The organism is Pseudomonas putida, assembly GCF_028682475.1.
Taxonomy (GTDB): Bacteria; Pseudomonadota; Gammaproteobacteria; order Pseudomonadales; family Pseudomonadaceae; genus Aquipseudomonas; species Aquipseudomonas putida_AG.
This window is the reverse complement of record NZ_JANHLE010000034.1, coordinates 26,961-38,966: the sequence shown is the minus strand read 5'-3', so window position 1 is coordinate 38,966 and position 12,006 is coordinate 26,961. Positions and strand designations below refer to the sequence as shown.

General features: G+C 54.1%; 11 protein-coding genes, 1 tRNA gene and 2 pseudogenes. 9 read left to right on the top strand and 5 right to left on the bottom strand.

Annotated elements, in window-relative coordinates; translation table 11 throughout:
- Positions 1–248: 248 nt before the first annotated feature.
- The gene (locus NPS47_RS22165; RefSeq protein ID WP_038606968.1) at positions 249–467 is read left to right on the top strand and encodes a hypothetical protein; all 219 of its coding nucleotides are present in this window, start codon (positions 249–251) and stop codon (positions 465–467) included.
- Positions 468–905: 438 nt separating this feature from the next.
- Positions 906–1,103 (top strand): hypothetical protein, encoded by a 198-nt coding sequence (locus NPS47_RS22160; protein ID WP_274296914.1) that lies wholly within the window; start codon positions 906–908, stop codon positions 1,101–1,103.
- A 60-nt stretch (positions 1,104–1,163) separates the two neighbouring features.
- Here NPS47_RS22160 and NPS47_RS25860 read toward each other — a convergent pair.
- Together NPS47_RS25860 and NPS47_RS25855 are read right to left on the bottom strand one after the other, a co-directional pair.
- Positions 1,164–1,760: pseudogene (locus tag NPS47_RS25860) on the bottom strand (methyl-accepting chemotaxis protein); the annotation flags it as partial.
- A gap of 258 nt (positions 1,761–2,018) precedes the next feature.
- Positions 2,019–2,981 (bottom strand): annotated as a pseudogene (locus NPS47_RS25855) (HAMP domain-containing protein); the annotation flags it as partial.
- A gap of 891 nt (positions 2,982–3,872) precedes the next feature.
- Here NPS47_RS25855 and NPS47_RS22150 point away from each other — a divergent pair.
- From NPS47_RS22150 to NPS47_RS22140, 3 genes are read left to right on the top strand one after another with little or no spacing between them, the layout of a single operon-like run.
- Positions 3,873–5,042: a dsDNA nuclease domain-containing protein gene (locus NPS47_RS22150; protein ID WP_274296895.1), complete on the top strand. Its 1,170-nt coding sequence runs from the start codon at positions 3,873–3,875 to the stop codon at positions 5,040–5,042.
- Positions 5,039–5,515, top strand: a complete 477-nt coding sequence (locus tag NPS47_RS22145) for a hypothetical protein (RefSeq protein WP_274296894.1) — start codon at positions 5,039–5,041, stop codon at positions 5,513–5,515. Before NPS47_RS22150 ends, NPS47_RS22145 begins: the two co-directional genes overlap by 4 nt.
- The gene (locus NPS47_RS22140; protein ID WP_274296893.1) at positions 5,512–7,281 is read left to right on the top strand and encodes a hypothetical protein; all 1,770 of its coding nucleotides are present in this window, start codon (positions 5,512–5,514) and stop codon (positions 7,279–7,281) included. Before NPS47_RS22145 ends, NPS47_RS22140 begins: the two co-directional genes overlap by 4 nt.
- A 294-nt stretch (positions 7,282–7,575) precedes the next feature.
- Here NPS47_RS22140 and NPS47_RS22135 read toward each other — a convergent pair.
- Together NPS47_RS22135 and NPS47_RS22130 are read right to left on the bottom strand one after the other, a co-directional pair.
- A tRNA-Thr gene (locus tag NPS47_RS22135) sits at positions 7,576–7,651 on the bottom strand.
- A 63-nt stretch (positions 7,652–7,714) separates the two neighbouring features.
- Complete coding sequence (locus tag NPS47_RS22130) at positions 7,715–8,143, bottom strand: pilin (protein WP_274296892.1); 429 nt, start codon at positions 8,141–8,143, stop codon at positions 7,715–7,717.
- Between the two features lie 220 nt (positions 8,144–8,363).
- Here NPS47_RS22130 and NPS47_RS22125 point away from each other — a divergent pair, with 220 nt between their 5' ends.
- Genes NPS47_RS22125 through yacG form a run of 4 tightly spaced genes read left to right on the top strand, consistent with a single transcriptional unit; the run spans position 8,364 to position 11,270 of the window.
- Positions 8,364–9,572, top strand: coding sequence for a type II secretion system F family protein (locus tag NPS47_RS22125; protein WP_274296891.1), 1,209 nt, complete (start codon positions 8,364–8,366; stop codon positions 9,570–9,572).
- A 2-nt stretch (positions 9,573–9,574) separates the two neighbouring features.
- Positions 9,575–10,444, top strand: a complete 870-nt coding sequence (locus NPS47_RS22120; RefSeq protein WP_274296890.1) for a prepilin peptidase — start codon at positions 9,575–9,577, stop codon at positions 10,442–10,444.
- Positions 10,444–11,067: a dephospho-CoA kinase gene (coaE, locus tag NPS47_RS22115; RefSeq protein ID WP_274296889.1), complete on the top strand. Its 624-nt coding sequence runs from the start codon at positions 10,444–10,446 to the stop codon at positions 11,065–11,067. Before NPS47_RS22120 ends, coaE begins: the two co-directional genes overlap by 1 nt.
- The gene (gene yacG, locus NPS47_RS22110) at positions 11,064–11,270 is read left to right on the top strand and encodes a DNA gyrase inhibitor YacG (RefSeq protein ID WP_274296888.1); all 207 of its coding nucleotides are present in this window, start codon (positions 11,064–11,066) and stop codon (positions 11,268–11,270) included. Before coaE ends, yacG begins: the two co-directional genes overlap by 4 nt.
- A 3-nt stretch (positions 11,271–11,273) precedes the next feature.
- On the opposite strand, the gene NPS47_RS22105 is transcribed toward yacG, so the two are convergent.
- Positions 11,274–11,963 (bottom strand): energy-coupling factor ABC transporter permease, encoded by a 690-nt coding sequence (locus NPS47_RS22105; protein WP_274296887.1) that lies wholly within the window; start codon positions 11,961–11,963, stop codon positions 11,274–11,276.
- Positions 11,964–12,006 lie beyond the last annotated feature (43 nt).

The following is a 12,006-nucleotide window of genomic DNA, read 5'->3' as shown; positions in this document are numbered from 1 at the left end:
TGGTTCATTTACCCAAATATATTGAATAGCATCGTTGGCCTTATGCAATGGGGACTCAACACTGTGTGAGAACCTAACAAGTAAAGCTGCCCGCTTTCGAATCTTGCATGCTGCATCACTTAACCTCCTGTCAGAGAACATCGAGTCCTATGGCGTGGGCCGTGTTCGCCACCCAAATCATGGCAATGTGATAGCATTCGTATGCCCCCGGAGGGGTAATTTTTGACTTCCCGCAAGGAATACGCCCTGTGAAAGACTTCGTCATCAGCGTCAACAACATCGTCCTCTATGTCTCCCTGGCCGTGATCTGGCTTTTCTCTTTCATCGCCATCTTCACCAGCGGCTTCTTGCCAGCCCTGGGGATTTTCGTGGTCGGCACCTTGGTTTGGTGCATCGTTTCTGGCTTCTGGTTCGTCCAGTCTGCTACCTACGAAGAGCTGCGCAAGCTCAACGCGAATAAAGGTTGAAGCGCCTGGGCGGAGCCGGAAGTGCGCCGCCCTACTCTGAGCACTAGCCTTCGTCTGTAGTGGTCAACTCATCCCGGAGTGAAACAGAACGCTCTGAGGCCGGCCATGCTGCTCATAGGCCATGTCCAAGGCGCACCAGACCTCATTTGGTGCCGACACACAGAACCAGCACATTCGGGATATCCGCACACCTCTCTATGGGAGCACTCTCGCCTAAATGGGTGTTCAGAATCATTAGGTCAGTTCATTAGACCACTACAAGGCGATGGTTGAGGATCTGGCGCACGGGATGATGGTGGGGTGTTCGAACGTCCCGCGGCAGGCAAAAACGCAATGAAACGATGAGCGGTTGCGGTCGAAAACGAGTGAGGCGGCATAATGGCAACGATGCTGGTTCACCCCGGCCTCTTCCCTCAGCTGTTGCGAGCCTCCTTTGTAATGAACACCGAAAGACGATACTCAATCATCCTGGAGCGTAGTGCTGAGGTGCTGCTTAACAACGCACTCATGACACAGGTCGAGGCGTTTTGGGACGCCAATGACTCCCGCTACTTCGGCTTACGCATCGAAGACGAGCACAGCGCGCATGCGCGGGTCATGGTTACCGATGAAGTCCCCGATGATGACGGCGAGTGAGTTCAAATCCCGCACCTACAGGGTTTGATTCTGTAGGCGCGGAATTTCGCCAGGCGCGGATCAGATACGGAAGCTGCCCACCAGGTGTTTCAGGCGGCTGGCCTGCTGTTCCAGGTCGGCGCAGGCGCGCAGGGTGGACTGCAGGTTTTCCACCCCTTCCTGGTTGAGCATGTTGATCTCGTTGATGTCCATGTTGATCGAATCAACCACAGCGGTTTGCTCCTCGGTGGCGGTGGCCACCGACTGGTTCATGCCGTCAATCTCGCCGATGCGCAGGGTCACGCTGCCCAGACGCTCACCGGCCTGATTGGCGATCTCGACGCTGTCCTGGCTGTGGCGCTGGCTTTGGCCCATGGTGTCAACCGACTCGCGGGCGCCGACCTGCAGCTCCTCGATCATGTTCTGCACTTGCTGCGCCGACTCCTGGGTACGGTGCGCGAGGTTACGTACTTCATCGGCAACCACCGCAAAACCGCGCCCGGCTTCACCGGCCCGGGCCGCTTCGATCGCGGCGTTGAGCGCCAGCAGGTTGGTTTGCTGAGAGATGCTGGTGATCACTTCGAGGATCTGGCCGATGTTCACGGTCTTGCTGTTGAGCGTCTCGATGTGCGAGCTGGAGGTGCAGATCAGATCCGACAGCCTATTCATTGCCGCAATGCTGCGCTCAACCACCTGCTGGCCTTCTTCGGCTAGGTGACGCGCCGAGCTTGCCTGTTGCGAAGCCTGGGCGGCGTTGTGGGCGATTTCCTGGGCGGCGGCGCCGAGCTCGTTGATCGCGGCCGCGACGCTGTTGGTGCGATTGGATTGCTCGTCGGAATTGACCATCGACGAGTTGGACGCGCTCACCACCCGCAGTGCCACTTCGTTGACCTGCTCGGTGGCCGACGACACTTCACGGATAGAGGCGTGGATACGCTCGACGAAACGGTTGAACGCCGTGCCCAGCGCACCGAACTCGTCCTGACTGTGGATGGTCAGGCGCTTGGTCAGATCCCCTTCACCTTCAGCGATGTCTTCCATCGCGCGGATCATCGTGTTCAACGGTTGCAGCAGGACACGGATCAGCAGGCCGAGCAGCGTGATAATGATGGCCACCGCGATAAGCGTGGCAATGATTGCCGAGGTGCGGAAATCACTAAGCATCGCATAGGCCTTGTCCTTGTCCACCGACAGACCGATGTACCAATTGGCTGAAGGCAGGCCCTTGATCGGCGCGAAGGTCAGCAGACGGGCCTGGCCATTGGCCTCGACCTCGGTCAGCTCAGCAGACAGCTTCGGCGTGTTCGCAGGGTATAGGTCCGACAGCGACTTCATCACCAGCGCGTTGTCCGGGTGGACCAGGATCTTGCCTTGGTCGTTGACCAGGAAGGCATAGCCCATACCGCCGAAGTTCAGCGAACTGATGATTTCCACCAGGCCATCCAGGGCCAGATCGCCCCCGACCACACCGATGCTGCCGGAGACCTTGCTGAGGATGCCGATGACCATCTTGTTGGTGGTCAGATCGATATAGGGCTCGGTGAGCATCGCGCCGCTGGCGCTCATGCCGTCCTTGTACCAGGGGCGGGTGCGCGGATCATAGCCGTCGGGCATCTTGGCGTCTGGACGAACACTGAAACCGCCATCAACCTTGCCCAGGTAGACGGTGAGAAAGCTCGAGATCAGAGCGTTCTGACCCATCAGCGTCTCAGCGTTGGCTGGGTCCTGGGCAATGTTCTGTGCCAGGTTTTCCACCAGACTGATCCGCCCCTCCAGGAGGTTGCGGATGTTGGTGGACGTCGAGGTACCCATTTCAGCCAGGTAGTTTTCCAGATTAATGCGCGTCGCATTCCGCTGGAGGTAGTCGCTGTACAGGGTGAACAGGGTAAAGGCGAGCATCACGATCAATGACGCGACCAAAAGAATTTTGTGACTGAAACGCAGATTTTTATTCATGGTGTGTTCAGTAGGTCTTTTTACCGGGACATTTGATTGGTATCGGTTGCGGGGGGGAAAGCTTGAGGGTGGAGGGAGGGGGTGATGCCGTTTGGTGGGGGGATGGGGGTGAAGGCAATGTGAGGTAGGTGGACACCACAAAGCCAGTAGTGAGCGGGCTTTGTGTGGCGCTTCGTAGACAACCATAGACTTCAAGAAACTGTTCTGTGGTGGAGACAGGAGCCAAAGTGCATTCGAATCTATTGATTGGCGCCCCCTACAACCGACAGCATGCGGATCTCATGATCTGGCCTTCTGAGCACCGATACCGGTGGGTGGTGGAGGCTGCACTCGCTGACTAGAACAGCACCGCGAGATCCTGAGCCAGGTTAAGTTGTAGTTATTAATTAACTCATTGATATTTAGAGAAAATATCAATTCATATTTGTGTTGGAATACCATATGGAATGCTAGGAGCGCGGATAGCAAGGCTGCCATTTTTGAGGTGTAAGAGGAGATCACTTGGCTAGTCGGAGTAGGCACTCTCCGAGAGACATGCCGGCATTCGGTGTCTCTTAATAATTCCCCCATTCAGTCGCCGAACCGTAGGCTCCAAGCTGGCTGGATCAAGCCTGATCGCGCCGTATTCCATCGAAAATCCTCAGGATTCTACTACAGGCTTTACCTCAGCGTCTTGAACAGCTATTTTCTACATGATGGCTATCTGCCAACCAAGGACTGGAACTATACAGGATAACTTGGCACGACTCCTTCCTATAAGCGTTTAGGTGCGTCCCATATATGCCTGTCAATCCGTGTGTCTGCGGCAAAGTTTAACAATCTTGGGACAGGATGATGCTGGAGAGTAGACGAGCAAGGGAGCAAAGTGGTAGAGACTCTTTTAGCAGATATCGTGCACAAGTTCGCTCAGCGGCGGTTGCAACACTGTCGATTCTTGAGGGGCTAGATGTAGATAGGGTTTATTGCGATTTGCATGACGACTTCGTCATTAGAAAAAACGATGGTAGTGGATTAACCTATATATTTTATCAAGTCAAAACGAAGGGCAAGCAAAACCATAACTGGAGCATTAATGAACTATTTGGCCTCAAATCAAAACTAAAAGATCAGTCAAAGCAATGCTCAAAGTCTATAAAAGAAAGCTTTATTGGAAAGCTCTTGCTCCATACGGTGGTTTTTGATCAATTCTGTAACTCAGTAGTTTTTCAGAGCAACATTCACAATAGTGACGAAGTCATTGACTTGATGGATGATATAGAGTCTGGAAGCTTCTCTAATAAGTTCACAGCGGTTCTTATTGATCGATTTAATGAGTGCTTTGGTGAAGGGGCGGAAAAATATACATTAGAGCAAATAAAAGAGCGCCTATCCAAGCTATGCTTTCAGTCAGATGTTTCCTATCTAAAGGAAGGTGATAGCTTTTTTGATTTGGTGGTGAAAGAAAAAATATACCAATTTAGTGAAATTGAACTTGAGCGCGCTGAGTTCAGAGAGATCTTGCTAAGACTATTAGACCTAGTTGAGCGGAAGTCCAGTGGCGTGATAAAAACCTGGGACGCCGAATCTATAGAGACTTTCGCGGGCATTTCTATAGATGATCTATTGTCGATATTGAGTATCTCCAAGGATGCATACTTGGCCTTACTTAATGGTGGCGATCCTAACGCTGTCAGGTCAGCGTCTATGATACAGCGATCTCTGAAGGCCGGTGGAGCTGATATCTCTGCCGTTATGTATTGCTCAAGATGTAAGATAGATTGGGATCTGTGGTTTAGAAACGCACGGCACATTGTTCCTGAACTTGAGCTTTTATCTATTTCTGAGCGCATCGGGTCTACCCTTTGGAAATCGGTTGGACCTCAAGGAATGTTAGCTGTTAGTACTCTGCGACAACCTATCAGAGATCTGCTAATCGAGCTTGAGAGTCATGGACTAAAATTTGATCTAACTGAGGACCTCATCTTGGGCGGGATATTCTCTGCGCTAGTGAAGGGAAAGTCATGAATTTTGATAGCTTCTTCGCCACAGTAGAATCTGATGATTTGATTTTGCCAGTCGAGGCGGTTGGCGCAGGCAAGTACTACCTTAATAACGAGGCTCTTTTTCAGCTCCCGCTAATTTGTCTAATAGTTCTTTTGATGGCCAAGGATAAGAGAAAGCCTAGAATTTCTGAGTTAGGGCAGCTTGTAGGAGAAAGTATCGAAAGCGCCATGCCAGGCTTTAAAGGATCTGCTCAACACCTTGGCTGGTCTGCCAACTTAAGAGTTAGAACCGTTAAAGCAATTACATTCCTTGAAAATTCTTACCTCATTGAGGTTAATAATAGAAAGAGCCGCCTAGCCATTACTGACCTTGGCAAGAAGATCATAGCAAGAGCAACAAGCCAAGATGACGATCTAGCTTATAATCTTGCGCAGATAGCTAGAGCTTATAGAAATATTTGCGTTGCCAAGCAGCTAGATTTGGAGTTGGAATGAATCTCGTAAGCCTGAAAATTTTCCCGAACGGTCCCTCTGGATGGGGGTCGCCTCTTTTTTACTTTGGACGCGATATTACTCAACTATTTGGTCCTAACGGCTGTGGTAAAACTCCGGTCGTACAGTCTATCCCGTTTTGCTTGGGCTTCCCCAGTGTATTCAGGAATGATATTTACGATAAATGTAAGCACGTCGAATTGACAGTATCGTCGAGCAAAGGAGTGTTGATACTGCGCCGAGTATACAGCAGAGATATCGACATACAGGTTATAGAGCCCTCTGGGGTAGCCCAGCGTTTTTTCAATGAACTTGATTATTCTCGCTACCTATTTGAGTGGCTGGGGCTAACAGCACATAATTTGGTTACCACTGCCAATCAATTGGGCTACCCATACCTTTCCTCTTTACTGCCCTTATATTATTTAGACCAAGATATTGGCTACACTGAGATCTACTGCCCACCCAGCCGGTTTATTAAAGATCAATTTTCCGAGATGATGAGAATGGTCTTTGATCTCCCCGTAAAAAATTCATTTGATCTAAAAAAAGATAAGTTTAGAGCCAAAGAGAACCTGGACTTTTTAGATAAGGAAACCCAGACTCTAGCAAGGATGATTGAGTCTGCTAAAAAAAATAATTCAGGACAACACAAATCCAGAGTTGAGTTAACCTCTGAAATAGAGCAGCTTGAGATAGAAGTTGAGAGCCTTCAGAGCGTTGGCGCAAGTCGTGATGACTCTATTGATGCTATCGATCGTCTAATATCAGGCCGTAGAAATACAATTCGTGAAATTTCAGGCGAGATCTATCAGCTTAAAAAGCGAAATGATGGTATTGGTAGGATAGTCCACGAAATCAATACAGAAATCGAAACCCTTAACCTCAATGAGGAGGCTCGAAGGGTTTTTCTTTCTTTCAAAGAAGTCTGCGGATCTGAAGTTTGCCAGTTGTTTTCCTCTAGCTCAGAGGCGTATAGCAAAAATCTTTTATATCTTCGCGACCAGATTAAGGACCTAGAGAGAAATGCTAGTCTTGATGAGGTAAGGATTGAGGAACTAAAAAATCAACGTGCCGCTCAAGAAGTCGTGATCCAGCAGCTTGTGGATGAACGCAACATTTCAAGTTCCCGCAGTGAAATTTCTGCTCTAGTTGACTCAATAACGAAGCTGAAAACAGAAATATTTGAGCTACAGATGCAGCTTAGCGAGCTTAACAAAATTTCATCTCTGGAAGAGAAACATTTCGCCTCAATCATTGAAAGAGACAAGGCATATGCAAATTATCAATCCTTTTCTAATGACCGATCTTCATCCCCTGATTTGATAAAGGTTAGAGCTGACATCCGTAAACATTTCATAGAGTGGCTCGACATACTGCACACATATAACGTGAGCAGGGATATAACATTCAAAGATGACTTCACTCCGTTGCTTGGCGTCGAAACCATAGCGCAGATCAAGGGTAGCACTAAGATTCGGGCTGTATTGGCCTATCATGCAGCGGTATTTCAGGTTTTTGCTGAGCGGGGAGTACTAGGATTTAGGTTTCTGATTCTAGATACACCAAAACAGCATGAAATCAATAATGATGACCTAGGGCGATATCTAAATGCTTTGAAGTCTCTATGTAGTCAGCATGGAGCTCAAGTTGTTTTTTCTACCACCGAATATCATTACTCTGGCGATGGCAATGATTCTGAGTGGCTACCCTCTTACGTTGGTGCGGATCAGAATATGTTCCTGCACGTAGGTGGCCCTCATAGCTAGAGTTAGAATCTGCTGGGCTTAAGCAGCCCCGCAGATTATTTTTCTAACTTTCCAAGTTGACATAGTCACAAGAAAAAGCAACCGCATCTATTTAGTTGCTCTTGTTTTGCTTGATGTTAAGTAGTGCGAGCCATAAGGGTGAACCCCTTATCAAAGCGACTTTATCCCAAACGTCACCCTTGCAACGGCTGGCATCCTTCGGAATCCAACAGAACGCTATAACGAAAAAACCCGCCAAAAGACGGGTTTTTCGAGAGCTCCAAAGATTTTGATCGCCTTCAATGGAACCTGAACTGGTGCCGGAGACAGGAATCGAACCTGCGACCTTCGCGTTACGAGTGCGCTGCTCTACCGACTGAGCTACACCGGCGTGGCACCAACGCTACCACTGCCGGATCGCTTACGCAAATCACTGTTTAATAACAGCTATTGCTCACTGTGCCGCAGCACTTTCAGCGGGCTTGCAGCCTGCTGGGGCAAGGTCTTCTTCAAGGGTGCTGGCGCACGCCCAACCGCTAGCCGAACGAGTCAGCGTGAGGGTTTTGCCCAGCGCAGTAGCCGGGGCATCGACCAGGGTACAGACGATGCTGCCCGCGCCAGTGGCAGCCGTGCCAGTAGCGGTAATGGCGCAGTTGCTGGTAGTAGCCTGACCGCCCAGAGCAGCGACGTCGGCAACATCTTTCCCCTCGTTCATGCGCAAATCAAACGGGGTTTTCAGGGCGGAAATCTCGACCAGGGCAGCCGTCGCCTTGGTCCGCACCTGGTGGTTGGTGTACATGGGCAAGGCGATGGTCGCCAGGATGCCGATGATCGCTACGACGATCATCAGTTCGATCAAGGTAATGCCGCTTTGTCCTTTCATGGACGTTCTCCCTCGCAAAATCGGTTCTGGTCAGCGGCGCTCAGGGGCAGGCCGCCAACAGGCGCGCCAGTAGGCCCGAATAGACACCTTTTGTCACCCTGTGCCGGTCATTCGCTGATGCCGGCTCGACTACTCTAGTGAGCAGCGGGCACTCCTGCCCGTGGCACTGGCCCTGAAGCTGTTTCCGGGTTTGTGCGGGCCACGCCACAAGGATGTCGCGATGACCGAAAAAACCTATAGCTACAGCTGGCAAGGGACCACAGCGCAAGGGGCGCTGGTCGGCGGTGAAATCCGCGGACGCAGCCCTGCCTTGCTGCGCGCCGAGTTGCGTAAACGCGGTATTCGACCGGTTAGCGTGGAACGGGTGCACGCCAGGTTGTGGCGCCGGCGGAGCACGCTGGGTAGCCGCGAGATGAGCCAGTTCAGCCGCCAGCTGGCCAGTTTGATCTGCTCCGGCGTTGCGCTGCTGCAAGCGCTTGAGGTGATTGCCCAAAGCAGCAGCAATCCGGCGCTGATCAGCCTGATTGGCGCGCTGAAGACGGATATCGGCGCCGGTAGCAATCTGGCGGATGCGTTGCGTCGACACCCTCAATATTTCGATGCGCTGTACTGCAACCTGATTGCCGCCGGTGAACAGTCCGGCAGCCTGGAGGCGGTGCTTGAACAGGTCGCCAACCTGCAGGAGCAACGCCAGGCGCTGCGCGCGCGGTTGAAGAAAGCCATGACCTATCCGCTGATCGTGCTGTTGACCGGGCTCGGTGTTTCCAGCCTGTTGCTGCTTGAGGTGGTGCCGCAGTTTCAGGCGATGTTCAGCGGTTTCGGCGCAGAGCTGCCGGCATTCACCCGACGGGTGATCGGGTTGTCCGAGTGGTTGGGGCACTACGTTGGCTGGTTGCTGCTGTGCGGGGTTGGCAGTGTCTGGGGTTTGGGTCGGGCATACCGACGCCAGCCCACGTTTCGTCTGTGGTGTCTGGGCCTGGCGCTGAAGCTGCCGGTGGTTGGTGATTTGCTGAGCAATGCCGCCCTCGCCCGTTTCGCCCGCACGCTGTCCACCTCGTTCGCCGCTGGGGTTCCGCTGGTGGAAGCGCTGGGGCCGGTGGCCGGAGCTTGCGGCAATCCGTTGTATGAAAAAGCGGTGCTGCGCCTGCGCAAGGACCTCGCCAGCGGCCAGCCGTTGAGCCTGGCGATGGCCAGCAGCGGGTTGTTTCCAAGGTTGATGCAACAGATGTGCGCCATCGGCGAGACAGGCGGTACGCTGGACGATATGCTCGCCAGAGTCGCCAGCCATTACGAAAGTGCCGTGGAGCGCTTGCTCGATAACCTGGCCAGCTTGCTCGAACCTCTGATCGTGCTGATTCTCGGGCTGCTGGTGGGCAGTCTGGTGATCGCCATGTACCTGCCAATCTTTCAGCTGGGTAGTGTGATCTGAACATGGACCTGATGGATACGCTGGCCAGCCAGCCGCTGCTTTACCTGAGCTTTGCCCTGCTCCTGGGGCTGATCGTCGGCAGTTTTCTCAACGTGCTGGTGCACCGTCTGCCGATCATGCTGCAACGCCAGTGGCAGGCGGAAGCGCGGGAGGTGCTGGAACTGCCGGGCGAAGACGCGCCTGAGCGCTACGATCTGTTTCTGCCCGCCTCGCAGTGCCCACACTGCGGGCATCGCATTCGTGCCTGGGAAAACATTCCGGTTTTGAGCTACTTGCTGCTGCGCGGGCGCTGCAGCAGTTGCCGCAGCGCCATCAGTGCCCGTTATCCACTGGTGGAACTGGGCTGTGCGGCATTGACGGGGTTCGTCGCCTGGTATCTGGGCGCCAATACCGCTGCACTGGCCCTGATGCTATTGAGTTGGGGGCTGCTGGCCATGAGCCTGATCGACATCGAGCACCGGCTGTTGCCCGATGTGCTGGTGCTGCCGCTGTTATGGCTGGGGCTGATCGTCAACGCTTTCGAGCTGTTCGTGCCGTTGGCGGATGCTCTGTGGGGCGCGGTCGCAGGCTATTTGAGCCTGTGGTCGGTGTTCTGGCTGTTCAAGTTCATCACCGGCAAAGAAGGCATGGGTTACGGCGACTTCAAGCTGCTGGCGCTGATCGGCGCCTGGGGTGGCTGGCAGATCCTGCCGCTGACGCTGCTGCTGTCGTCGGTGCTCGGCGCGATAATCGGGCTGATCATGCTGCGGGTTAAAGGCCTGAAGGCCAGCACGCCGATCCCCTTTGGTCCCTATCTGGCCATCGCGGGCTGGATCGCACTGCTCTGGGGTGGTCAAATAACCACTTCTTACCTGAACCTTTCTGGAATGTGATGACCACCGCTGCTTTCACTCCCTGGATTCTCGGTCTCACCGGCGGCATCGGCAGCGGCAAGAGCGCTGCGGCCCAGCGCTTTGTCGAACTGGGTGTGCACCTGGTCGACGCCGATCAGGCCGCGCGCTGGGTGGTCGAGCCCGGGCGTCCGGCGCTGGCCAGTATTGTCGAGCGCTTTGGTGCGGGTGTGCTGCAGGAAGATGGCCAACTGAACCGGGCGGCGCTGCGCGAGCTGATCTTTCGCGACCCCGAGCAACGGCGCTGGCTGGAAGCCCTGCTGCATCCGTTGATCGGTCAGGAGATTTTCAGTTACCTGGCCAAGGCCGAGTCGCCGTATGCGGTGTTCGTGTCGCCGCTGATGGTCGAGTCGGGCCAGTTTCAGCGCACCCAACGCCTGCTGGTGATCGATGCCCCGCAGGAGCTGCAAATCCAGCGCACCCTGCAGCGCGACCAGACCAGCCCTGAACAGGTGCAGGCCATTCTCAAGGCTCAGGCCAGCCGCGAAGAGCGTCTGCGCCATGCCCAAGATGTGCTGGTCAACGACCGCGACCTGACCTGGCTGCATTCAGAGGTCGACCGCCTGCACCACTTTTACCTGACTTTGCGAGGAGGCCAAGCATGAGCCAACCCCTGACCGTAGAATGCCCGACCTGTGGCGCCCCCGTTGAGTGGAGCGATGCCAGCCCGTTCCGGCCGTTCTGTTCCGACCGCTGCAAGTTGATCGACCTCGGCGCCTGGGCCGCTGAAGAGCACAAGATTCCAGTTGCACCGGATGCTGAAGACGATCTGTTTTCCGGCGAGCTCGATCCGCGCGCCCACCATTGAGCCTTAACGCCCGGCGTCGTCGTCCTTCCACGGCGCCTGCAGGTAGCGGGTGCGGTTGAAGGTTTCCAGCCACTCCGGGCAAAACACCACCAGGGCGCTGACGATCATGCCGTTGATAAAGGCTTCGGGAAAGATGATCAGCCACAGGTAGCCGATAAAGTCTTCGATCCACTCCGGCATCACGAAGCGCCCGTCCAGCCATAGCAAACCCAGCCCGAGCAACAGGCACAGCAGTGCCGCCAGGGCTGCGGCAAAAAATCCCGAACAGAAGATGTAAACGAACAGGTTTTTCGGCTGCGCGCGTTCCACCAGGATCGCGCAGACTTCGGTGACCAGCACCGGCAGGCCGATGAACAACAGGCCGTTGACGCCCATGGCGGCCAGGTCCTGACGCCCGAGCAGGATCAACCCGACCTGCGCCAGCAAACCGCCGACAATCGCCAGCGGCCAATCCAGCAGCAAGGTGACGGCGGTCATGCCGATGAAGTGGTACGACACCCCGTTGTCGAAATCGCGGCGCACCAACCACAACGCAAACAAGGCGAACACCGTGCCGAACAGCAGGTGCTGACGGCGACTGTCCGTGAACAGTTCAACCCAGCGCGTACGCGCCACCGCCCACACCAGCAGCACGGCATAGCCGACCCACCCCAGGGTCAGGCTGAGGTCAGACAGCACTTGAGCATCAATCACGGCAGCAGAGCCCTTCAGACAAGACGTTGCTGGCAGTCTACAC